Source organism: Nonomuraea monospora (assembly GCF_039531895.1).
Lineage (GTDB): Bacteria > Actinomycetota > Actinomycetes > Streptosporangiales > Streptosporangiaceae > Nonomuraea > Nonomuraea monospora.
Window position 1 is genome coordinate 62,328 of sequence record NZ_BAAAQX010000049.1, and the last position, 21,512, is coordinate 83,839.

Consider the following 21,512-nt stretch of genomic DNA (forward strand, 5'->3'; position numbering starts at 1 on the left):
CGGGGCCGATGAAACGTACATCGTTGTGGTCAGGGGCCGCCTCCTCCTTCCCCGACAGGAAGCGGCCCCAGGTCACCGTGAACCCGGACGGATTAGTCCAGGTTCGGCCACCACCACTTGTCGTTGTCGACCTTGTCGTCCTTGATCGGCTCGTCCTTGATCGGCTCTTCCTTGACGGGCTCTTCCTTCACCGGCTCGTGCTTGACCGGCTCGTGCTTGAGACGCTCGTGGTGGCGCTCGTTACGCGAGTAGTTGTCGTTGTGGACGATGACGTCGATCCGCGGCATGTGGTAGCGCGGGTTGTGCAGGACGGGCTTCTCCCTCGGCACGTACTTGGTGACGTGGCGCACCGGCTCGGAGGGCGGGCCCCCGGCCTGTACGGCGGGGAAGCCGGCGCTCGCGCTGGCCACCCCCACGCCCAGAGGAAGGAAGACGACACCGGCGACCGCGCCGGTCAGTACGAGCGCCGCGAGCCGCCCTCGGCGAATTTGAGTGTTCACGTGCTGTTTCCGTTCATTGCAGATCGGCCAGAAGTCCGGCGTCCCCCGTGCTGGGCGATCGCCTGACGGAAGCAGACGTACCCATGCGAATACTCTCAGTTACCTCCTTAAACCCAAACAACCCGTCAAAGCCCACACATCCCAGCAGGTAACGGTGCTCACATCGGCCCCAGCGGGGCTGAGAACATGCAGGAGTCGAAATTCGGAGAAATCCCGGAGAAAGGTGACGATCCCATGCGTACCCTCCTCTCGGCCGCGCTCGCCGTGGTGCTGTGCGCGTTACCCGCGGCACCCGCCGCCGCGGCGCCCGGCGTCCCCGGCGACCAGCCCCTGCCGGGCTACACCATCGACAACCCGCCCCTGGCCCCGGCCACCGTGCACGGCAAGCCGAGCCGGGTGGTGCAGGGGGTGCACGAGCACGCCGCGTTCGACCTCGAGGTGCCGCCGCGCTGGAACGGCGAGCTGGTGATGTGGGCGCACGGCTACCGCGGCGACACGACGGTGCTCACCGTGGACCCGCCCTCCTACGGCCTGCGGCAGCGGCTGCTGGAGCAGGGCTACGCCTGGGCCGCCTCCTCCTACTACGCCAACGGCTACGACGTGCGGGCGGGCGTGCTCAGCACCCGCGACCTCGTCACGCGCTTCGCGCAGGAGGTGGCACGGCCGCGCCGGACGTTCCTGGCCGGCGTCTCCATGGGCGGTCACGTGACGGTCCGCTCGATCGAGCAGTTCCCCGGCGTGTACGACGCCGCGCTGCCGATGTGCGGGGTGCTCGGCGACCACGAGCTGTTCGACTTCTTCCTCGACTTCCAGCTCGTCGCCCAGGACCTGGCCGACGTGCCCGCGTACCCGATCCCGGCGGACTACGCGACCTCGGTCGTCCCGAAGATCAAGGAGCGGCTCGGGCTGAACGGCGGCGGCGAGCCGGCCAACGAGCTGGGCAGGCAGTTCCGCGACATCGTGGTCGACCTCAGCGGTGGCGAACGGCCCGGCGGGGCGGCGGCGTTCGCGTACTGGCAGGACTTCCTGTTCGGCCTGGCCGGCCCGGACGGCGGCGGCACGCTCGCGCAGGAGCCCGGCAGGGTGGCGACCAACCGCGACACCGTCTACCGCCCCGTCACGCCGGTGAACGTGAACGCGAGCGTGCAGCGGGTCGAGCCCGCCGATCCGGTGGCGCGCCGCACGGCGCGGCTGACGGAGGTGCCCGCCGTCTCCGGCAGGATCGACGTGCCCGTGTTGTCGCTGCACGACCTGGGCGACGCCTTCGTGCCGTTCTCGATGGAGCAGTACTACCGCGCCGACGTGGCCCGGCACGGCCGGTCCGGGCTGCTGGTGCAGCGGGCGATCCGCGCGGTGGGGCACTGCGAGTTCAGCGACGCGGAGGCGGGCGCCGCCTGGGACGACCTGGTCCGGTGGGAACGGACCGGCAGGCGGCCCCAGGGCGACGACGTGACGAACCGGGCCGTGGTGGCCGCCCCGTCCTACGGGTGCCGCTTCACCGACCCGGCCGCCTACTCCACCGGCACGCGCCCGCTCTTCACCCCCTGCCCCACTAGTCGGCCTTGACGGCGGACAGGTCGAACTCCAGGGTGATCTTCTCCGACACCATCACCCCGCCGGTCTCCAGGACGGCGTTGAAGCTCACCCCGTAGTCCTTGCGATTGATCACGGTGCCGCCCTCGAACCCCACCCGCTTGAGCCCCATGACGTCGATGGCCGTGCCGGTGTACTCGAGGGGGATGGTGATCTCGCGGGTGACGCCGCGGATGGTCAGGTCGCCGGTCACCTCGAAGCCGTCGCCGCCCGCGTGTTTGATCGCGGTGCTGGTGAACGTGATGTGCGGGTGCGCGGCGGCGTCGAGGAAGTCGCCGGTGCGCAGGTGCTCGTCCCGCTGGTCGTTGCCGGTGGCGACGCCCGCCGCGTCCAGCACCACGCGGACGCTGGACGCGGCCGGGTCGGCGGCGTCCAGCGTCGCGGTGGCCTCCACGACGGGGAAGCTGCCGCGGACCTTGGTCACCATGGCATGCCTGGCGACGAAGCCGAAGCGGCTGTGCGCGGGATCGATGGTGTAGGCGCCGCTCAGTTCACTGGGGTACATGTCCGCTCCTGTCATTTAGTTCAGCACTGGAACATTCAGCGCGACAGTACTTCCATTTATTTCAGCGCGCAACAGTTGAGTAGGATGCCTGGCGTGACGAGGTGGCTGAACGACGACGAACAACGGAGCTGGCGGGCGTTCGCGCAGGCCACGCGCCTGGTGAACGACCGGCTCGACCGTGACCTGATGCACGCGGCCGGCATGCCGCCGACGTACTACGAGCTGCTGGTCCTGCTCTCCGAGGCGCCGCGGCGCACCCTGCGGATGAGCGAGCTGGCGCACTGGACGCGCTCCAAGCCCAGCCGCATCTCCCACGCGGTCAACAAGCTCGAACAGAGCGGCTGGGTGCGCCGGGAGCACTACGAGGGCGACCGGCGCGGCTGGCTCGCCGTGCTCACCGACGAGGGCCTGGCCGCGCTGGAGGCGGCGGCGCCGCGGCACGTGGAGAGCGTGCGGGAGCACCTGATCGACGCGCTGACCCCTGAGCAGTTCCGGCAGCTCGGCGAGATCAGCCAGGTCCTGCTCGACCACCTGACCGCGCCGGAGAACCGGAGCTAGTCGCTTTACTCGCCAGAGAACCGGAGCTAGTCGCTTCTGAATGAGCGCAGGTGCTCGTAGGCCGCGTCGAGCGCCACGCGCAGCGGCTCGACGTCCTGCCGTGTCCTGGCCAGCAGCAACCCGCCCTGGAACGCGGCGAACACCACCATGGCCAGCCGCCGCGGATCCGCCTCCGCGACGAGCAGGCCGCGCGCCCGCATGCTCGCCAGCCCGTCCGCCAGATGGCCCTCCAGGATCTCGAAGCAACGCTCCAGGTCGGCCCTGGCCGCCTCGTCGCGACCGCACAGCTCGGCGGCGAGGCTGCCGATGGGGCAGCCGGGCAGGCCGTTCGCCTCGTTCTCGCTGATCATCAGGTCGAGCCAGCGGCGGATGCCCGCCCAGTCGTCCAGCTCGGCGAGCAGCGGCCCCTGCGCTCCGAGCACGCCGTCGAGCCTGGCCTGGATCACGGCTCTGACCAGGTCGTCCTTGTCGTCGAAGAAGTGGTAGAGCTGGCTCTTGCTCGCCCCGGCCCGCGCCAGGACACGCTCGATGCCGGTGCCGCTGACACCGTGGGTCGCCATCAGCTCGGACGCCGCCGCCACGATGCGGTCGCGGCTGCGCCTGCCCCGGTCGGTGGTCGGCTGGTGCGCCATGACGATCAGCCTAATGGCTCTGGACGGATCGGTCCAGTTGTGCCTACATTCATTGGACCGATCCGTCCACTTGTGAGGAGCATGACGTGACCGCATCCGCCGCACTGATCACCGGCGGCACCACCGGGATCGGCTTGGCCACCGCCCGCACCCTGCACGCCCAGGGGTACACGGTGCTCGTCACCGGCCGCGACCCCGTCACCCTGGCCGCCGCCAGGGACGCACTCCCCCAGGACGTCGCGATCCTGCGCGCCGACCTGGCCGTGCCGGACGACGCCGAAGCCGTCGCCCAGCACGTACGCGACCACCTCGGCCACCTCGACCTGGTGTTCCTCAACGCCGGCACCGGCCGGGTCGCCCCGCTGGAGTCGATCGACGAGACGTTCTACGACCAGCACTTCGACGTCAACGTCAAAGGCCAGGTCTTCACCCTCCAGCGGGTGCTCCCCCTGCTCGCCGACGGCGCCTCCGTGATCTTCAACGGCGCCATCGGAGCGGCGCTCGGCCAGCCCCACTGGTCGGTCTACAGCGCCACCAAGGGCGCCCTGATCTCGATGGTCCGCGCCCTGGCCGTCGAGCTGGCCCCGCGCGGCATCCGCGTCAACGCCGTCAGCCCCGGCCCCATCGACACCCCCGCCTTCGACAAGCTCGGCCTGCCCGAGACCACGCGCGACGCCTTCCTCAAAGAGCTGGCCACGCGCGTGCCGCTGGGCCGGATCGGCGCCGGCGAGGACGTCGCCCACGCCGTCGCCTTCCTGGCCTCCCCCGCCGCCGGCTACATCACCGGGGTGAACCTTCCCGTGGACGGCGGTCTGTCCGTGAGGGTGTGACCGTCACCACGACCTTGCCCCTCGCGTGCCCCTGTTCGAGATACCGGACGGCCTCGGCGGCGTCGTCCAGCGAATAGGTCCGGTCGATGACCGGTGTGACCTCGCCCGACTCGATCAGCTCACTGACGAGGGCGAGGTCCTCCCGGCTGTTGCGGCTCAGGAAGAACGTCATCCGGGGCATCACCGCCAGCTTGACCATGCCGATCACCGGCCCGATCCACAGGCCCTTCGACGGGGCGCCCTCGACGAACACGCCCCGGCGGGCGAGCACGCGCCGGTTCGCCAGCACGCCGTGGTTGGCGACCAGATCGAGCACCACGTCGTACCGGCGGCCCGCGCGCGTGTAGTCCTCCTTGGTGTAGTCGAGGACGTGGTCCGCGCCGATCGACCGGACCAGCTCCACGTTGCCGGTGCCGCACACCCCGGTCACCTCGGCCGCCCCCAGCGCCTTGGCGATCTGCACCGCGAACGTCCCCACGCCGCCCGCCGCCCCGTTCACCAGCACCCGGTGCCCGCGCCGCAGCCGCGCCACGTCCCGCAGCGCCTGCAACGCGGTGAGCGCCGCCACCGGGACGGCCGCGGCCTGCTCGAACGTCAGCCCGGCCGGCTTCCTCAGCAGCATCCCGTCCTGCTTCAGGCAGGCGTACTCGGCCAGGCCCGTCGTGCCGGGCACCAGATCCAGGCCGCAGCCGCCGTACACCTCGTCGCCCGGCGCGAAGGCCGTGACGTCGCGGCCGACCGCCTCCACCACGCCCGCCAGGTCCGCGCCCAGCGCGGTGTGCTTCGGGCGGGTCAGGCCGCTCATCGGGCGCGCGATGTACGGCTCGCCGCGCATGTTGTGCCAGTCCAGGGGGTTGACGGAGGCGGCGTGCACGCGGATCAGCACGTCGTCGGGGCCGACGGCGGGCGGGTCCGCGTCCTCGATCCGGAGCACCTCGGGCGGGCCGTAGGCGTGGTAGCGGATGGCTTTCACGCGTTCCAGGGTGCGGGCGGAAGGGGGCGTACGAAATCACGTGAATTCGTGATGGGGGAGGTAGTGTCCGAGCCACCATGGCCAGACCTCCGCGCCGCCTGGGCAACCTGCCCGCCGAGGCGACCAGCTTCGTCGGCCGCCGCCGCGAACTCGCCGCCGTCAGAGCCCGGCTCGCCGAAGCCCGCCTGGTCACCCTCGTGGGGCCCGGCGGGGTCGGGAAGACGCGGCTGGCGCTGCGGGCGGCGGGCGAGCTGGGGCGCGCCTTTCCCGGGGGCGCGTGGCTGGTGGAACTGGCGGACGTACGCGACTCCGGACCGGTGGAGGCGGCGGGCGTGCGTGACTCCGGGCCGGTGCAGCCGACGGGCGTGCGTGACTCCGGGCTGGTCGCGGATGCTGTCGTGGCGGCCCTGGATCTGCGGCCGCAGGCGGCGGGCCAGCCGTCGCGGGTGCTGGCGGCGTACCTGCGGGACAAGAGACTGCTGCTGGTGGTGGACAACTGCGAGCACCTGCTGGCGGCGACCGCGCGGCTCGTCGCGGAGGTGATGCGGGCGGCGCCAGGCGTGCGGGTGCTCGCCACCAGCAGGGAGCCGCTGTCCGCGCCGGGCGAGCACGTGATCGTGGTGCCGGCGCTCGACCTGCCTGCCCCGGACGCCCGCCCGCCGCTGGCGGAGCTGCGGCGCAACGAGGCGGTCCGGCTGTTCACCGAACGCGCCGCGGCCTCGTCCGGCACGTTCGAGCTGACCGCCGCGAACCAGGCGGCGGTGGCCGGGCTGTGCCGCCGACTCGACGGGCTGCCGCTGGCGATCGAGCTGGCGGCCGTCCGCACGCGGCTGCTGTCGGCCGAGCAGATCCTGCACCGGCTCGACGACCGGTTCGGGCTGCTCACCGGAGGAACTCGGGCGCTGCCACGCCACCAGACGCTGCGCACCACCATCGACTGGAGCCACGACCTGCTGGATCCGGCGGAGCAGGCGTTGCTGCGGCGGCTGTGCGTGTTCGCGGGCCGGTTCACGCTGGAGGACGTGGAGGCGGTCTGCGCGAACGACGCTCCACCCGCACCGAGGGACGCCGACGTGGTCGGGCCGCCCACGCTGCGAGACGCCGACATGGCTCGCGTGGGCGACGGGCCGTCCGTGCTGGACCGGCTGGCGTCGCTGGTGGACAAGTCGCTGGTGATCAAGGAGGACGCCCGTGCCCTGGCCTGTTACCGCCTCCACGAGACGATGCGCGAGTACGCCGCCCTCAAGCTGCGCGAGGCGGGCGAGGAGGAGGCGCTCGCCCGACGGTTCACCGCCCACTACACCGCGCTCTGCCTGAGGGCCGCCCCGCAGGTCCGGCACCGCTTGGCCGAGTGGCTCGACTGGATGGACCTGGAGATCGACAACCTCCGTGCGGTCCTGCGGAGCTGCCTGACCCCCGCCCGCGCCGGGCACGGCATGACCCTGCTCTACGCCCTCGGCTACTACTGGATGACGCGCGCGCTCAGCGAGGGCGTCCGCTGGGCCGAGGAACTGCTGGCCTTGCCGGGCGGCGGGCCGGCCGAGCGGGCCAGGGCCGCCTTCATGCGCGGCTTCCTCGCGGTGCTGCAGTCGGACGCGGCGAGCGCGAAGCCCGCCCTGGCCGAGGCGGCAGCAGGGGCCGAGGCGGCGATCGGAGCTGGCGGGGCGGGGCTGGCGTCTGTGCTGGCGCAGTCGCTCGCGCTGGCGTCGATGGCGGCGAGCATGTCGGGCGACCACGACCGGGCGCAACAGCTCGGCGAGCGGGCCAGAACCGCCCTGGCGAAGACGGACGACGACACGGCCGTGCTCATGTACCTGCAGTCCCGCGCACTGAACGGACTCTTCGAAGGCGACCTGAACACCGCCAGGGAGGCCGCGGAGGAGGGCGTACGGCTAGGCAGGCAGGCCGGCGACCTCTACAGCCTGGACATGATGCTGCTGAACCTAGGCTGCGCCAGGCTGATCGCGGGCGCGCCGGACGAAGCCGAGCCGCTGCTGGTGGAGGCGCTGCGGGTGGCGTACCGGATCGACGACCGGGTGGGCCAGTACGTGCTGCTCGACGCGCTGGGCTGCGTCGCGGCGGGCTCGGGCCGGCTGCGGCACGCGGTGCTGCTGATGGGGGCGGCCGACACGGTGCGCACGGGGGCGGGGGCGAGCGTGCTGCCCTTCCTGGCGCCGCTGCTGGCGGGGGCCGAGGGGACGGCCAGGGCGGGGCTGGGCGCGGCGGCGTACGAGGCGGCGTACACCGAGGGAGGGCGGCTGGGCAGGGACGACGCGATCGGCCTGGCACTCGGCGAGCCCGCGCCGCCCGAGCGGGCGCGGGAGGAGGTGCCGCTCGGCAGGCGGCAGGCGGAGGTCGCGCGGCTGGTCGCCGAGGGGCTGAGCAACAGGCAGATCGGCGAGCGGCTGTTCATCTCGGAGCACACGGTGGACAGCCACGTACGGGCGATCATGAACAAGCTCGGCGTCAACTCGCGGGCGCAGATCGCCGCCTGGGCGGCCACGCTCGGCCCGTGACGGTCTTTACTCCCGCCGTATGCTCCTGTACTTAGAAAGACTAGGACACTAGGTAAATGGAGCAATCGGTGATCGAGTTCCACCTGGACAGCGGGTCGGGCGTGTCCCCGTACCTGCAGCTCGTCCGGCAGGTACGGCACGCGCTGCGGCTGGGCCTGCTGCGGGAGGGGGATCGGTTGCCGACGGTCAAGGAAGTGGTGGCCCAGCTCGCGATCAACCCGAACACGGTGCTGAAGGCGTACCGGGAGCTCGAACACGAGAAGCTCGTCGCCGCCCGGCCCGGCGTGGGGACGTTCGTGACGGCGACGCTGACCGACGCGACGCTCGCCGCGCACGGCCCGCTGCGCCAGGAGCTGCGGCGCTGGCTGATCAAGGCCCGCGCGGCCGGTCTCGACGACGAGAGCATCGAGGCCCTGTTCATGACCACCTTCCGCAACACGGCGCAGGAGGACATCGCGTGACCGCTGTCCTGCAAGCCCAGGAGCTGGGCAAGAAGTACGGCCGGCATTGGGCCTTGCGCGACTGCACGATCGACGTCCCCGCCGGGCACGTCGTCGGCCTGGTCGGGCCCAACGGGGCGGGCAAGACCACGCTGCTCAAGCTGGCCTGCGGCCAGCTCTCCCCCACGGCGGGCGGCATCACCGTGCTCGGCGGCCCGCCCGGCGGCCAGGCGCAACTGGCCAGGGTCGGCTTCGTCGCCCAGGACACCCCCACCTACGCCGGCCTGACCGTCGCCGATCACCTGCGGCTCGGCGCCCGGCTCAACCCCGGCTGGGACGCGGCGCTGGCCCAGGAGCGCGTGGACCGGCTGGGCCTCGACCCGCGCCGCCGCGCGGCCAAGCTGTCGGGCGGCGAGCGCGCCCAGCTCGCCCTCACGCTGGGCCTGGCCAAACGCCCCGAGCTGCTGGTCCTGGACGAGCCCGTCGCCGCGCTCGACCCGCTGGCCCGCCGCGACTTCCTGCGCGGCCTGATGGAGGCCACCGCCGAGCACGAGCTGAGCGTGGTGCTCTCCTCGCACCTGGTCTCCGACCTCGAACGCACCTGCGACTACCTGATCGTGCTCGTCGACTCGCGGGTGCGGCTGGCGGGCGAGGTGGACGAGCTGCTGGCCACCCACCACCGGCTCACCGGCCCGCGCCGCGACCCCGGCCGCCTGCCCGCCGGACAGCACGTCGTCTCCGCCCGGCACACCGAACGGCAGAGCACGTTCATCGTCCGCACCGACGGGCCGATCCTCGACCCCGCCTGGACGGTCAGCAGGCTCACCATGGAGGACCTCGTCCTGGCGTACATGGAGCAGGCCGCCACCGCGCCCGCCCCCGCCGCCGTCCCGCGGCGGCCCGCGCTGGCGGTGCTGCGGTGATCTGGCTGGCGTGGCGGCAGTTCCGCGCCGCCGCCCTGATGACGGCGCTCGCGCTCGCCGCGCTCGCCGCCGTCCTGGCCATGAGCCGCACCACGCTGGGCGGCGAGTACGCGCAGGGCCTGACCTCGTGCGGCGAGCTGGGCGACTGCGAGCGGTTCCTGGACCGGTTCTTCGACGAGCACCAGACCCCGTTCCTCGGCGTCACCGCCGTCGCCCTGGCCCTGCCCGCCCTCGTCGGGCTGTTCTGGGGGGCGCCGCTGATCACGCGCGAGCTGGAGGCGGGCACGCACCTGCTGGTGTGGAGCCAGAGCATCACCCGGACGCGCTGGCTGGCCGTCAAGCTGGCGCTCCTCGGCGGGGCCGCCGCCGTGACCGGCGGGCTGGGCAGCCTCGCGGTGAGCTGGTGGGCCGCCGACCTCGACCGGGCCGCCGTGGACTTCCCGCTGATGGGGCCGCTGGTCTTCGCGGGACGCGGCATCGTCCCCATCGGGTACGCGGCCTTCGCGTTCGCTCTCGGCGTCACCGTCGGGATGCTGGTGCGGCGTCCCCTGCCCGCCATGGCGCTCACCCTGGCACTCTTCACCGCCGTGCAGATCGCCATGCCGCTCCTGATCCGCCCCCACCTGCTTCCCCCGGCCCGCGCCTCCTTCGCGCTCATCCCGGAGAACGTGGACCAGTTGCTCAGAGGCCAGGAGGGCGCGCTGATGGTGGCCCTGGCCACGCGGGTGCCCGGCGACCCGGGCGCGTGGACGCTGTCCAGCCGCCTCGTCGGCCCGCCGGGCTCCGTGACGTCCGCGGCCCGTACCGGCGACCAGGCACTTCCTGACGAGACGTTCGTCCCCGTGCCCACGGCGTCCGGGCCCTGCAGCCTGGAGGCCCAGCCGGCCGCGCGGCCCGCGCAGAGCAGGGACACGTGCCTCGACGAGATCAACCGGCGGGGTTACCGGCAGGAGGTCACCTACCAGCCCTCCAGCCGGTTCTGGCCTTTGCAGTGGTTGGAGACCGGCCTCTACGCCGTGCTCACCCTGGGGCTCATGGGGTTGTGCCTGCGGCTGATCCGGCGGCTCTGAAGAGCGGCCGGTCGGCGGCGGGCAACCACTGGCTGCGCGGGTCGAACGGACGGTAACGCTCCCGAACGTGCGCGACGAGCAGCGGCAGCGACGGATGACGGTTCGCCTCGTGCCACATCAGGGACCACGGATACACCGGGGCGGGGTCGGTGACGGAGATCTCGACGACGTCCGGGTGGCCGGGGTACTGCGTCTTGTTGCCGAAGGTGATCAGGTCGTCCGAGGCCTCGATCCGCTCCATGATGTGGTCGCGGCCGAAGACCGGGCCCGAGCTGTCGATCCGGACGCCGAACTCGGCGCTCAGGAAACGGAAGTACTGCGCCCACTCGCTGTCACGCGCGTTGCCCGGCATCCACGCCGTCACCCCCGACAGCTCCCTCAGCGGGACGCGCCCGCGCCCGGCCAGCGCGTGCCGGCGGCCGGCCAGCACGGGGATCGGCTCCACGCACGCCGGAACCCGCTCGATCCCCTGCGGGAGTGCGTCCGTGGCCCGGCCGAACGCCGCGTCGATCGAGCCGTCGGCCAGGGCCGTCCCCTGCGCGGGGGTGCCCTTGGAGACGACGACGTCCACGTCCACGTCGCAGGTCTCGTAGAAGGAGCGCACCAGGTCCATCGAGGCGGCGTCGCGGCCCAGCACGTCCACGCGCAGGGCGCGGTGGCGGGCACGGAACATCGCGGCCGTCTGGTCGGCGAGGCTGATCAGCGCCCTCGCGTGCGGGATGAACGCCTCGCCGTCCTCGGTCGGGCGCACCCCCGTGCGGGTCCGCAGCAGCAGGGGGACGCCCAGGTCGGCCTCCAGCCTGGCGATCCGCTTCGACACGGCCTGCTGCGTCATCCGCAGGCCGGCCGCCGCCCCCGTGATCTGGCCGTCGTCCACGACCGCGAGGAACGTCCTGACGGCGCCCAGGTCCAGCTCCGTCCCACCACTCGTCGTCATGCTCGCCCCTCCTCGTCGTGCGATGGTCTCAGGAAGCCGGCCACGGCCTCCAGCCAGGGGCCGGGGCTGTCCACGTGCGCCATGTGACCTGCCTCTTCCAGCAGTACGGCCTGAGCGCGCGGGATCAGCTCGGCGGCCCGCGCTGCCAGGCCGGCGGGGAACGTCATGTCCTGCCTGCCGTTGAGCAGCAGGATCGGCATGTCCAGCGCGGCCAGGCGGGCGGGGGCGTCTTGGGGGCGGGCGGCGGGGAGCGTTCCTGCGCGCCAGGGCCGTAGCCATTCGGCGGAGAACCTGATGCGGGCGAGGCGGTCGCGGTAGTCGTCTCGCGATTCCGCGCGCCAGACGTTCGCCTCGACGCCCGCGAACGCCGCCGCCCGCGTCAACTCCGGCCCCGCCTCTGACCCTCCCGACCACACGGCTGCCTCCGCGGCGACCCGCCTGTCGCGTTCCCGCCAGCCGTCGAACGCGTCGGCGGGGACGGGCAGCACGCCGCTGGAGGCGATCACGAGCCGCCGCACGCGGCCGGGCGCGGCCAGCGCGAGCCGTTGCGCGATCATCCCACCGTAGGAGAACCCGAGCACGTCCGCCCTGCCCACCCCGAGCGCGTCGAGGAGGCGCAGCAGGTCGGCCGTGGCGGCGGCCGGGCTGTACTGGTCGTCGGCCAACCCCCGAGTGGACCGCCCACACCCCCGCAGGTCCGGAAATATCAGGTCATGGCGGTCGGCGAGCCGCACGAGCGGCTCACGGAGGTAGGAGTGATCCCAGTCGGGCCCGCCGTGAATCACCAGCAACGGCCGCCGCACCGGCTTCTCGGCCGTGAGCGCGACGAACAGCTCCACCACAGGATCCTCGGAAACCCCGACAAACCTCTCATAAATCACCGACATTTCCCGCTACGATTCCCTTCCATGGAGGAATGGGCGCCACCCGGCGTAGATCCCACCAAACCCAGCATCGCCCGCGTCTACGACTATTTCCTCGGCGGCAAGAACAATTACGAAGTCGACCGCAAGATCGCCGAAGAAGCCCTGAGAATCGCCCCCGACGCCCGCGAGGCAGGCCGCGCCAACCGGACCTTCCTGCGCCGCGCCGTGCAACACATGGCGGCCGAGGCCGGCATCCGGCAGTTCCTCGATCTCGGCTCCGGGCTCCCCACGCAGGGCAACGTACACGAGATCGCCCAGGCGGTGTCTCCGGACGCCCGCGTCGTCTACGTGGACCACGATCCGACCGTGCAGGCGCACGGCCGCGCGCTGCTGGCCGGGAACGACCGCGCCACGTTCGTCCCCGGCGACGTCCGCCGCCCCGCCGAGATCCTGGACGACCCCGAGGTCCGGGCACGCCTGGACTTCGGCAGGCCGCTCGGGCTGCTGCTGGTGTCCGTGCTGCACCACGTCAACGACGACGAGGACCCGTCCGGCGTGATGGCCACGTTCCGCTCGGTCCTCGCCCCCGGCAGCCATCTCGCCATCGTGCACTTCCACAACCCGGGCGACGAGCACCCGGAGGCGTCCAGGATCGCCGTGGAGGCGGAGCGGAGCTTCAACCAGAGCCTCGGGACGGGCCGCTGGCGCACCCGGGCCGAAATCATTTCGTACTTCGGCGACCTGGAGTTGATCGAGCCGGGCCTGGTGCCGCTGGCGGATTGGCGCAGCGAGCCAGGCGACCTCATTCGTCAGGATTTGACCCGCTACAACGTACTGGCGGGAGTCGGCCGCAAACGCTGAGCCATCATCGCGAATATCCCCGAAGCGTAATTCAGCAATTGACCGTCCCCGTCGAAATATGATGCCCGCAGGAGGTGGTGCCGTAATGGGCGAGGAAAAGGCGCTCGCAGTCGGTCCCGACAAGATCGAGGTGACGTACGAGCGGCTCGGCGACCCGCAGGCGCCACCCGTGCTGCTGGTGATGGGCGCGGGCGGGCAGCTCATCCACTGGCCGGAGGGCTTCTGCGCCGAGCTCGTCGCCCGCGGCTGCCAGGTGATCAGGTTCGACAACCGCGACGCGGGCCTGTCGACCCACTTCCACGACGCCCCGCCGCCCGACCTCCAGGCGGCGCTGGCCGGTGACGCGTCCTCGGCCTCCTACACGCTGTCCGACATGGCGTCCGACACGGTCGGGCTGCTCGACGCGCTGGGGCTGGACAGCGCCCACCTCGTCGGCGTCTCCCTGGGCGGGATGATCGCGCAGACGATGGCCATCGAGCATCCCGCCCGCGTCCGGTCGCTGACGTCGATCATGAGCACGACGGGCGCTCCCGGCGTCGGCGGTGCCGACCGCGAGGCCCTGTCCCGCCTGGCGGGGCCACCGCCCACCACCCGGGAGGACGTGATCGAGCAGTGGGTCAGGGCGTTCCAGCTCCTCGGGTCACCCGGCTACCCGAGCGGCGAGGACGAGCTGCGCGAGCGGGTCACGCTCGCCTACGACCGGGCCTACGATCCGATCGGGACAGCGCGGCAAACCGTCGCCGTCGTCGCCTCGGGCGACCGGACGGCGCGGCTGCGCGACGTCCGCGTGCCCACGCTGGTGATCCACGGCTCCGACGACCTGATGTGCGACGTCAGCGGCGGCAGGTCCACGGCGGCGGCGATCCCGGGGGCCGAGCTGGTCGTCATCGACGGCATGGGGCACAACCTGCCGGGGGCGCTGCTGCCCGATCTCGCCCAGCGCATCGCCGGCCTCGTCCACCGCGCCGAACAGGGAGCTGTCTCGTGACCGTAGTGCGGCTACAGCTCAAGGAGACGGCCACGTGAACGGCGTGCGGCGGCGACTCAAGGCGACGGACTCGTGTACATGCTGCGGTGGCGACTCAAGGAGACGGCCAGGTACGGCGTACGGCGGCAGCTCAAGGAGACGGCCACGTGAACGGCGTGCGGCGGCAGCTCAAGGAGACAGCCACGTAAGCGTACGGCGGCGGCGACTCAAAGAGACGACCTCGTGAACGGCGTGCGGCGGCGACTCAAGGAGACGGACTCGTGAACGTGCTGCAGCGGCGGCTTCAGGAGACGGCCGACGAGCTCGTACGCTCCGGGGCCGAGCGCGGGCTGCAGATCGCCGTCTACCGGCACGGCGAGCAGGTCGCCGACGTGGTGGCCGGGCTCGCCGACCCCGCGACCGGGCGGCCGGTGACACCCGGCACGCCGTTCCACGCCTTCTCGGCGGGCAAGGGGCTGACGGCCACCCTCGTCCACGTGCTGGCCGAACGCGGGGCTCTCGACTACGACCTGCCGATCGCCGAGGTGTGGCCGGAGTTCGGCGCGCACGGCAAGGGCGCGGCCACCTTACGGCACGCCATGACGCACGCGACCGGCGTGCCGGGGCTGCCCGCCGACCTCACCCCCGAAGACCTGTGCGACTGGCACCGGATGTGCGCGGTGATCGCCGATGCGCGGCCGTGGTGGGAGCCGGGCAGCGGCACCGGCTACCACTCCTACACCTTCGGCTACATCGTCGGAGAGGTCGTGCGGCGGGTCACCGGCGTGCCCGTGGCCAGGGCGTTCGCCGAGGAGGTCGCGGGGCCGCTGAAGGCGGCGAACGAGCTGTTCCTCGGTGTGCCAAGGGCTGAGCTGGGGAGGCTCGCCCGGCTTGAGGACGCTCCGGAGTACGCCGAGCAACTGTCGGCCCCGACACGCGAAGAGCCCGAGGCCCCGGCGCACAACGAGCCCGCAGGCCCGACGCACGGCGAGCCCACAACACCGCCGCGCGGAGAGCCCCGAGCCCCGAAGCGCGAGAACCCCGCAGGCCCGACACGCGGCGAGCCCACAACACCGTCACGCGAAGAGGCCCCGGCCCCGACACGCGAGAAGACCGCGGCACCGCCGCGCCGAGAGCCGGAATTGGCGGCGGCGTCGGGGCCCGGCGGTCCGGCCGCTTTTGTGGTGGCGCCGCGTGGCGTGCGGCCGAGAGCCGCGTTCGGGAACCGGGCCGACGTGTTGTCGGCGGCTATCCCGGCGGCGGGCCAGTTCACCGCCCGCGCGGCGGCCCGCATGTACGCCGCGCTCCTCGGCCCGGTGGACGGCGTCCGGCTGATCTCGGCGGATCGCCTGCGGGAGCTGAGCACCCCGATGGTGGACGACGTGGACCGGGTGTTCGGCAACCGCGCCGTCCTGTCGAACGGCTACGTCATCGGCCGCCTCGGCGCCGACCCCGCCGACACCCCGACCGTGTTCGGCTGGGCGGGCAGCGGCGGCAGCTACGCCTGCGCCGACATCGCGACCGGCGTGGCGTTCGCGATCACCAAGAACCGGCTGGCCGCCGACTTCAGCACCGCGCAGCGGATCGGCGACGTCGTGGCACAGGTCCTCTGAGGCGCGCGTGGCGCAGGCCCCTCTGAGGCGCGCCGTGGCCCAGCCGCCCTGAAGCGGCGACGTGGCGCAGGTCCTATGAGGCGCGTCGCGGCGCAGGCCCCGTGCGGCGCGACGCGAGCGCAGGCCCTCTGAGGCGCGCATGGCGCAGGCCGTTCTGAAGCGGTGACGTGGCGCAGACCCCCCGAAGCTCAGCCGATCGTCAAGCTGCTGTCCCCATCGATGAAGTAGAAGAAGTCACCATCCCCACCCACCGACGCGTCCGTGTAATCCCCGTGATGCGACCAAGCCGCACCGTCGTCCACGGCAGGCGCGCCCACCACATCGCCGTCGTCCGCGACCGGCAGGCCCGCCGCACCGCCGCCGCCCACGACCACCCCGCCGTCGCCCCCGACCGGCTCGCCCTCAGGCGCGCCCGCGTCCCACCCTTGATCCCACCCCTCACCCCAGCCCTCCGCGACCCCCACCACCGCGACTCCCCCGACAACGGCGGGCACCCAGAATCGGGTCTCCCCCGCCTCACCCGCGTAGGCGCCGGCCACGTCCCGGGCCCGGTCGAACTGGCTGGTGAACAGAGTCATGACGACCTCCCTCAGAAGTCCAGGAACCGCGGCGTCCGTACGGACTCGCGGGCGGCCCGCAGGTGGCCGGCGATCTCCCCGCGCCGCAGCCGCACCCCTGACCCGCCCGGATACCGCCGCATCACGTCGAGGACGGCGAGCCGCCGCGCCACCGCACGGAGCGCGGGCAGCCGGGCGGCGGGGGGCGCGGCGGCGAGCGACTGCCCGATGCGCCGGGCGGTCTCCCAGCGCAGCGCGAACACGTTCTCGGTCAGCACGTACGCGAGCACCGGCACCGACGCCCCCACCAGCGCGTTCCACCGATCGAGCACCACGCCCCACCCCCGCTCCGACTGGGCGGTCACGTGCGCCTTGCGCTGCTCGCCCTGCGCGTGCGACGAGTACGCCTGGGAGATGCCCGACACGGCGAACACCGGGTTGAGCAGCGCCGCCGCCCCCAGCGACAGGGCGGCCCCCGCGTAGCTGACCTTGGGCAGCGCGTCGGGGTCGAGGTCCATCACGCGGGAGAGCTGCGCGGCCAGCGCCCCGGTCTCGGCGGCGGCCCGCTGGGCGGGGGCGAGCGCGGCCCGCAGGCGAGGCTCGCCCGCCTTCAGCCAGCCGGGTTCGGCGCCGCCGGTGGCCGCGGCGAGGAGCAGCGCGTCGCGGTGCCGCAGGAAGGCGGGCAGGACGTTGGCGACCTGGTCGAGGTGGGCCTGCAGTTCCTGGAGCCCGACCTGGAGGACGGCGGCGATCCTGGCGCGTTCGTCCCCGGCCTCGGGCAGCTCGACGGGGCGGCCGAGGTCGTCGGCGCCGACGTCGCCGAGCAGCGCCGCGTGCAGCTCGTAGAACGGGCCGAACACGGTGTAGAGCAGGTAGTCCTCCTCCAGCCCGACGGCGGCGCGCAGCATGTCGGGCACCTGCGCCGCGCTCGCGCACGCGTTGCTCCACGCCCGCACCTCGGTGTGCAGGGCCTGGACGAGCTCGGGCTGGGCGACGACGCGCAGGTCCGTGCGTTCGGTGGTGAGCCGCAGCTCGGCTCTGGGCGGCTTCGGTCTGCCCTCGACGGTTTTGATGTGCTCGTACGGGATGCGCACGTTCATCCCACTGCCCTTGACGCGCATGCCGTCGGGCGCGAACGCGCACGCGACCGGCCGCCCGTCGGCCAGCTCGGCGGGCAGCACCCCGGAGCCGAGGGTGCGTTCGGCGGCGGCGCGCAGGTCGGCGTTGCGGTGCAGCCGCCGCCCGAACACCTCGGAGGCGCACTCCACGGTCACCGGCCCGTACGCCGGGCTGAACACGACGAACCGCTCGGCCGTCCCCGCGATGCGCAGGTGCCGGTCGCCGAGGTCGAAGCGGGCGAGCACCTGCTGCGTGTCGGGTGCCTGGAACTCCAGCGCGTGCTCACTCAGCACACAGTCGGCCCGCACCGCCGCCGTACCGCCCGCGCCACCCGGACCGCCCGCGCCACCCGGACCGCCCGGACCGCGCAGGCCGCGCAGTGACACCGGTGCGGAAGTGCCCACCGTGCGCGGCCCCGGCCCCGCGGACCCGGCGACGACCAGGAAGGCCGTCCGCACCTGCTGGGTCACGAGGTGCAGGGTCGCGCCGGTGAGGAAGTGCCCGCCGAGCAGGGCGCCGCCCCGCAGCTCGACCGCGCTCGGCCCGACGGGGTTCGCGGTGACCCGGTTCATGGGCCACTCCAGCGGGATCTGGCCGCGGCTGCGCAGTTGCAGGCGACCGCCCGTGATGACCACGTACGCGGCCAGTTCGGCCGGGGCGTCGTCCCCGGTGCCGGCCTCGTAGTGGGGGGTGATCGAGACGGCGCACGGGCTGATGAAGTCCGTGGCCTTGGCGTCCGGCATGAGTTTGCCGCGCAGGCCGGTCAGTGCGGTGAGCGCGGGGCGCGGCAGCTCGCCGGAGGTGAGCTCGATGGTTCTGCCGTCCGGCAGCCGGAGGTCGGCGACCAGCCTGGTGCTGCCGTCGACCAGCTCGATCGTGGCGTCGGGGTCGGCGGCCGGGTCGAGTGCGGTGACGACCGGGTTGCCGAGGCCGCCGGTGTCGTGCACGTACACGGCGGGCTGGTCGGTCAGCAGCAGGGAACGGGTGCCCGTCCAGGAGAACCCGGACGACTGGCGTTCCAGGAGCACGTCGTGCCGGGAGCTGTCGAAGACGACCCGTCCTCGCACGTTGCCCCAGGCGACTGGCACTGCTGCTCACCCCCTCTGCCCAGGATGGTGCTCTCCCAGAGGGGGGACGTACAGGGATTAATACCTATTGGCTTCATCCCCTCAGCGGTCGCAGCGCGGAGCCCCACGTGTTCACCTGGTCGAGGACGGCGTTGAGCCGGTCCTCGTGGAAGTCGGCGGGGTTGAAGCCGTCGACGAAGTCGGTGTGGATGGACAGGCCGACCTGGTTCGACACGGTGGCCACGCTGAGCAGGCCCAGGACGTGCCGCAGGTGTGAGATGGCGCGGGGCGCGCCGTCCACGCCGTAGCCGACGAACCCGGCCGCCTTGTTGGTCCACTCCGTGTACAGGAAGTCCAGGGCGTTCTTGAGCGCGCCCGGGTAGGAGTTGTTGTACTCGGGCGTGACGATCACGAAGGCGTCCAGGGACGCGATCTTGGCCGACCAGCGCCTGGTGTGCTCGTGCCGGTAGTTGCCGGTGGAGGGGTGCTCGGGCTCGTCCAGGTTGCCCAGGTCGTAGTCGAGCAGGTCGACGATCTCGTACTCGGCGTCGCCCCGCTTGACCGCCAGGTCGCGGACCCACTGCGCCACCACCTCGCCGGTGCGGCCGGGACGGGTGCTGCCAAGGATGATGCCTACCTTCAGCATGTCGGTGCTCCTCAGGGAAGTTCGGTTACCTGAATCACCGTAGAAGGAGAAGCCGAGATACTGAATGCGCTGCTGTCCCACTTTTATACGCGATCGTCTCAGGCGTTAGACTGGCCGCCATGGACATGCTGAGCGACGTGGTCGCCTTCATGCGCACCGGCCGCCCCACCTCCACCCGCGTCTCCTGGCGGGCCCCGTGGGGGGTGGCGTTCCCCTCCGCGCCCGGTTCTGCGGGTTTCCACGTGGTGCTGACCGGGTCCTGCTGGCTGCTGCCGCCCGAGGGCGAGCCCGTCCGGCTGAACGTGGGCGACGTGGTGTTCCTGCCGCACGGCGACGGGTTCGGGCTGGCCGACGACCCCGCCAGACCGCTGGCGCGGTCGGACTGCGCGCTGCACACCGAGCTGTTCTCCTCGGCCGGCTTCGAGGGCGCCGGGGCCGAGACGGTCCTCCTGTCCTGCGGCTACCGTACGTTCCCCGACCGCAGCCATCCCATCCTGGGCTCGCTGCCCGCCCTCATCCACCTGCCCTCGACGCTCGGCAGGCACCCCGAGCTGCGGGCCGCCGTCGAGCTGCTGGCCGGCGAGATCGGCAACCCGCGCCCCGGCGCGGACACCGTCGTGTCGTCCCTGCTCGACATGTTGCAGCTCTACATCCTGCGGGCGTGGTTCGACAGCGACGGCGAGCCCTGCACGATTTCGGGCTGGGCCGCCGCGCTGGCCGACCCCGCCATCGGGCGCGCGCTCAACGCCATCCACTGCGAGCCTGGCCGCCGCTGGACGGTCGAGTCGCTGGGCGCCCACGCGGGCCTGTCGCGGGCCGGCTTCGCGCGCCGCTTCACGGCGCTGGTCGGGCAGGCGCCGCTGGCGTACCTGACCTGGTGGCGGCTGGCGAGCGCGGCCCGCATGCTGCGCGAGTCCGACGCGTCGGTGGCGGAGGTGGCCGAGCGGGTGGGCTACACCTCGGAGTTCGCCTTCGGCAACGCCTTCAAGCGGGAGTACGGCGTGGCGCCCGGCCGGTTCCGCCGCGCGGCCGTGGCCTAGCTCCAGATGGTGAGGCGGCGCAGGGCGTACTCGACGGGACCGTACCGGTGCGTGCGCAGCCACCACGCGCTCAGCCCCAGCAGCACGCAGTAGATCACCAGGGCCACGCCCATCACGGCCGCCGGTGACAGCGTGCCCGCCAGCGCCAGCCCGTACCCGGTGAAGATCAGGCAGCACAACACCGACTGCCCGAGGTAGTTGGAGGCCGCCACCCGTCCGGCGGGAGCCAGCGCCCGACCGGCGGCGGGGAAGCGGCGCGTCACGCGCAGCAACGTCACCACGTACGCGGCGGCCAGCGGCACCGAGGTGACCGCGCTCACCGCCAGCCCGACCAGCTCCCACGCGCCGGCCTGCCCGGCCGTCACCGCGAGCAGCACCCCGCCGGGCAGGCCGAGGCCGAAGCCGATCCACTGGATCCAGGGCGCGAGCCGCCACCAGCGGCCGGTCTCCTCCAGCAGCCTGGTCTTGCCCGCCGCCAGCCCGAACAGGAACATGGCCAGCGCCGTCGGCCCCTGGAAGATCCAGATCATCGCGGCGAGCGACGGGTAGAGCTCCACCTGGAGGGTCAGCACGTCGAGCGGGCTGCCCGTGGCCAGGGCCAGCGCGCGGGCCGCCGCCGCCGGATCGGCCGCCGGAGCCTGACCGGCCGCCGGGTCGAGGGCGGACAGCGCCGCCAGCCCCGCCCACAGCAGCGCCAGCCCGCCCACGATGGCCGCCCCTGTCACCACGGCCGTCCTCGGCCTGATGCCGCGCATCGCGAGCAGGGCCAGGCCGAGCACGGCGTACAGGGTGAGGATGTCGCCGATCCACAGCAGCAGCCCGTGCGCCAGGCCGATCACGAACAGCCCCAGGCACCGGCGCAGCGTCCTGGCCCGCACGCTCACGCCCGCCCGCTCCGCCGAGCGCAACTGGAGCGTGAACGAGTAGCCGAACAGGAACGAGAAGACGATGTAGAACTTGGTCAGCACGAGCGCCGTGATGAGCGAGGCCACGGGGCCGTCGGGGAGGGTCATGGCGCCGTTCACGGCGTAGCCGGGGTCGGCGAAGTAGCCGATGTTGGCGATCAGGATGCCCGCGAGCGCGAACCCGCGCACCACGTCCACCTCGTGGATGCGGGTGGCGGGCGGTGTGCGCACTTCTGTCATGAGCCTGAAGCTACGGACGGGGTGCGCTCACCGGCATCGAACCTTGGTCTCCTCCGGGGCGACCAAAGCATGGGGCCGCCAAGACGGCGGCGGACCGGCTGGCCGAGCTGTCGTCGGACGCGCGTGGTCATCACGATCGTCACGGCCGACAAGT

The 21,512-nt window shown here is 72.6% G+C and carries 21 protein-coding genes; 11 read left to right on the forward strand and 10 right to left on the reverse strand.

Annotation, left to right across the window (positions count from 1 at the left end):
* Positions 1-92: 92 nt before the first annotated feature.
* On the reverse strand, positions 93-500 hold the full coding sequence (locus ABD331_RS53460; RefSeq protein WP_344494014.1) for a hypothetical protein: 408 nt from the start codon (positions 498-500) through the stop codon (positions 93-95).
* Between the two features lie 234 nt (positions 501-734).
* Here ABD331_RS53460 and ABD331_RS53465 point away from each other — a divergent pair, with 234 nt between their 5' ends.
* Positions 735-2,066: a hypothetical protein gene (locus ABD331_RS53465; RefSeq protein WP_344494016.1), complete on the forward strand. Its 1,332-nt coding sequence runs from the start codon at positions 735-737 to the stop codon at positions 2,064-2,066.
* Here the strand turns inward: ABD331_RS53465 and ABD331_RS53470 are convergent.
* Complete coding sequence (locus ABD331_RS53470; protein WP_344494018.1) at positions 2,053-2,598, reverse strand: YceI family protein; 546 nt, start codon at positions 2,596-2,598, stop codon at positions 2,053-2,055. The two genes, ABD331_RS53465 and ABD331_RS53470, sit on opposite strands and share 14 nt — an antisense overlap.
* 93 nt (positions 2,599-2,691) lie before the next feature.
* Between ABD331_RS53470 and ABD331_RS53475 the strand changes: the two genes are divergently transcribed.
* Positions 2,692-3,156: a MarR family winged helix-turn-helix transcriptional regulator gene (locus tag ABD331_RS53475; RefSeq protein ID WP_425566262.1), complete on the forward strand. Its 465-nt coding sequence runs from the start codon at positions 2,692-2,694 to the stop codon at positions 3,154-3,156.
* A 26-nt stretch (positions 3,157-3,182) separates the two neighbouring features.
* On the opposite strand, the gene ABD331_RS53480 is transcribed toward ABD331_RS53475, so the two are convergent.
* A complete protein-coding gene (locus tag ABD331_RS53480) occupies positions 3,183-3,788 on the reverse strand; it encodes a TetR/AcrR family transcriptional regulator (protein ID WP_344494022.1) in 606 nt (201 codons plus the stop codon).
* A gap of 86 nt (positions 3,789-3,874) precedes the next feature.
* On the opposite strand from ABD331_RS53480, the gene ABD331_RS53485 reads away from it, so the two are divergent.
* Positions 3,875-4,618 (forward strand): SDR family oxidoreductase, encoded by a 744-nt coding sequence (locus ABD331_RS53485; protein WP_344494024.1) that lies wholly within the window; start codon positions 3,875-3,877, stop codon positions 4,616-4,618.
* On the opposite strand, the gene ABD331_RS53490 is transcribed toward ABD331_RS53485, so the two are convergent.
* Positions 4,569-5,591, reverse strand: coding sequence for an NAD(P)-dependent alcohol dehydrogenase (locus ABD331_RS53490; protein WP_344494026.1), 1,023 nt, complete (start codon positions 5,589-5,591; stop codon positions 4,569-4,571). The genes ABD331_RS53485 and ABD331_RS53490 overlap by 50 nt on opposite strands.
* A 77-nt stretch (positions 5,592-5,668) precedes the next feature.
* Between ABD331_RS53490 and ABD331_RS53495 the strand changes: the two genes are divergently transcribed.
* The 4 genes from ABD331_RS53495 to ABD331_RS53510 are packed head-to-tail and all read left to right on the forward strand — an operon-like array spanning position 5,669 to position 10,540.
* Positions 5,669-8,107 carry an ATP-binding protein gene (locus tag ABD331_RS53495; RefSeq protein WP_344494028.1) on the forward strand — a complete coding sequence of 813 codons (2,439 nt, stop codon included), beginning with the start codon at positions 5,669-5,671 and terminating at the stop codon, positions 8,105-8,107.
* A gap of 56 nt (positions 8,108-8,163) precedes the next feature.
* On the forward strand, positions 8,164-8,568 hold the full coding sequence (locus ABD331_RS53500) for a GntR family transcriptional regulator (protein ID WP_344494030.1): 405 nt from the start codon (positions 8,164-8,166) through the stop codon (positions 8,566-8,568).
* Positions 8,565-9,470 (forward strand): ABC transporter ATP-binding protein, encoded by a 906-nt coding sequence (locus ABD331_RS53505; protein ID WP_344494032.1) that lies wholly within the window; start codon positions 8,565-8,567, stop codon positions 9,468-9,470. Before ABD331_RS53500 ends, ABD331_RS53505 begins: the two co-directional genes overlap by 4 nt.
* On the forward strand, positions 9,467-10,540 hold the full coding sequence (locus tag ABD331_RS53510) for an ABC transporter permease (RefSeq protein ID WP_344494034.1): 1,074 nt from the start codon (positions 9,467-9,469) through the stop codon (positions 10,538-10,540). The genes ABD331_RS53505 and ABD331_RS53510 overlap by 4 nt, the downstream gene beginning before the upstream one ends.
* Here ABD331_RS53510 and ABD331_RS53515 read toward each other — a convergent pair.
* Entirely contained in the window at positions 10,503-11,477 is a 975-nt protein-coding gene (locus ABD331_RS53515) for a LysR family transcriptional regulator (RefSeq protein WP_344494036.1), read from the reverse strand. The genes ABD331_RS53510 and ABD331_RS53515 overlap by 38 nt on opposite strands.
* The gene (locus tag ABD331_RS53520; RefSeq protein ID WP_344494038.1) at positions 11,474-12,316 is read right to left on the reverse strand and encodes an alpha/beta fold hydrolase; all 843 of its coding nucleotides are present in this window, start codon (positions 12,314-12,316) and stop codon (positions 11,474-11,476) included. Before ABD331_RS53520 ends, ABD331_RS53515 begins: the two co-directional genes overlap by 4 nt.
* Before the next feature lie 69 nt (positions 12,317-12,385).
* Here ABD331_RS53520 and ABD331_RS53525 point away from each other — a divergent pair, with 69 nt between their 5' ends.
* The 3 genes from ABD331_RS53525 to ABD331_RS53535 all read left to right on the forward strand — a co-directional run bounded on the left by ABD331_RS53525 (position 12,386) and on the right by ABD331_RS53535 (position 15,784).
* Positions 12,386-13,204 (forward strand): SAM-dependent methyltransferase, encoded by an 819-nt coding sequence (locus tag ABD331_RS53525; protein ID WP_344494040.1) that lies wholly within the window; start codon positions 12,386-12,388, stop codon positions 13,202-13,204.
* 85 nt (positions 13,205-13,289) lie between these two features.
* Positions 13,290-14,192: an alpha/beta fold hydrolase gene (locus ABD331_RS53530; RefSeq protein ID WP_344494042.1), complete on the forward strand. Its 903-nt coding sequence runs from the start codon at positions 13,290-13,292 to the stop codon at positions 14,190-14,192.
* A 260-nt stretch (positions 14,193-14,452) separates the two neighbouring features.
* The gene (locus tag ABD331_RS53535; RefSeq protein ID WP_344494044.1) at positions 14,453-15,784 is read left to right on the forward strand and encodes a serine hydrolase domain-containing protein; all 1,332 of its coding nucleotides are present in this window, start codon (positions 14,453-14,455) and stop codon (positions 15,782-15,784) included.
* Between the two features lie 188 nt (positions 15,785-15,972).
* Here ABD331_RS53535 and ABD331_RS53540 read toward each other — a convergent pair whose 3' ends face one another.
* From ABD331_RS53540 to ABD331_RS53550, 3 genes are all read right to left on the reverse strand, one after another.
* Positions 15,973-16,362 carry a hypothetical protein gene (locus ABD331_RS53540; protein WP_344494046.1) on the reverse strand — a complete coding sequence of 130 codons (390 nt, stop codon included), beginning with the start codon at positions 16,360-16,362 and terminating at the stop codon, positions 15,973-15,975.
* 11 nt (positions 16,363-16,373) lie between these two features.
* Entirely contained in the window at positions 16,374-18,548 is a 2,175-nt protein-coding gene (locus tag ABD331_RS53545) for a hypothetical protein (RefSeq protein ID WP_344494048.1), read from the reverse strand.
* Between the two features lie 73 nt (positions 18,549-18,621).
* On the reverse strand, positions 18,622-19,173 hold the full coding sequence (locus ABD331_RS53550) for an NADPH-dependent FMN reductase (RefSeq protein WP_344494050.1): 552 nt from the start codon (positions 19,171-19,173) through the stop codon (positions 18,622-18,624).
* 119 nt (positions 19,174-19,292) lie between these two features.
* Between ABD331_RS53550 and ABD331_RS53555 the strand changes: the two genes are divergently transcribed.
* Positions 19,293-20,213, forward strand: coding sequence for an AraC family transcriptional regulator (locus ABD331_RS53555; protein WP_344494052.1), 921 nt, complete (start codon positions 19,293-19,295; stop codon positions 20,211-20,213).
* On the opposite strand, the gene ABD331_RS53560 is transcribed toward ABD331_RS53555, so the two are convergent.
* Positions 20,210-21,358: a DUF418 domain-containing protein gene (locus ABD331_RS53560; protein WP_344494054.1), complete on the reverse strand. Its 1,149-nt coding sequence runs from the start codon at positions 21,356-21,358 to the stop codon at positions 20,210-20,212. The two genes, ABD331_RS53555 and ABD331_RS53560, sit on opposite strands and share 4 nt — an antisense overlap.
* Between the last annotated feature and the right edge of the window lie 154 nt (positions 21,359-21,512).

Coding starts and splice junctions, on each gene's coding strand:
- ABD331_RS53555 (WP_344494052.1), top strand. CDS start 19,293: ATGGACATGCTGAGCGACGTGGTCGCCTTCATGCGCACCGGCCGCCCC.
- ABD331_RS53550 (WP_344494050.1), bottom strand. CDS start 19,173: ATGCTGAAGGTAGGCATCATCCTTGGCAGCACCCGTCCCGGCCGCACC.
- ABD331_RS53540 (WP_344494046.1), bottom strand. CDS start 16,362: ATGACTCTGTTCACCAGCCAGTTCGACCGGGCCCGGGACGTGGCCGGC.
- ABD331_RS53495 (WP_344494028.1), top strand. CDS start 5,669: ATGGCCAGACCTCCGCGCCGCCTGGGCAACCTGCCCGCCGAGGCGACC.
- ABD331_RS53480 (WP_344494022.1), bottom strand. CDS start 3,788: ATGGCGCACCAGCCGACCACCGACCGGGGCAGGCGCAGCCGCGACCGC.
- ABD331_RS53530 (WP_344494042.1), top strand. CDS start 13,290: ATGGGCGAGGAAAAGGCGCTCGCAGTCGGTCCCGACAAGATCGAGGTG.
- ABD331_RS53465 (WP_344494016.1), top strand. CDS start 735: ATGCGTACCCTCCTCTCGGCCGCGCTCGCCGTGGTGCTGTGCGCGTTA.
- ABD331_RS53500 (WP_344494030.1), top strand. CDS start 8,164: ATGGAGCAATCGGTGATCGAGTTCCACCTGGACAGCGGGTCGGGCGTG.
- ABD331_RS53470 (WP_344494018.1), bottom strand. CDS start 2,598: ATGTACCCCAGTGAACTGAGCGGCGCCTACACCATCGATCCCGCGCAC.
- ABD331_RS53560 (WP_344494054.1), bottom strand. CDS start 21,358: ATGACAGAAGTGCGCACACCGCCCGCCACCCGCATCCACGAGGTGGAC.
- ABD331_RS53515 (WP_344494036.1), bottom strand. CDS start 11,477: ATGACGACGAGTGGTGGGACGGAGCTGGACCTGGGCGCCGTCAGGACG.
- ABD331_RS53525 (WP_344494040.1), top strand. CDS start 12,386: ATGGAGGAATGGGCGCCACCCGGCGTAGATCCCACCAAACCCAGCATC.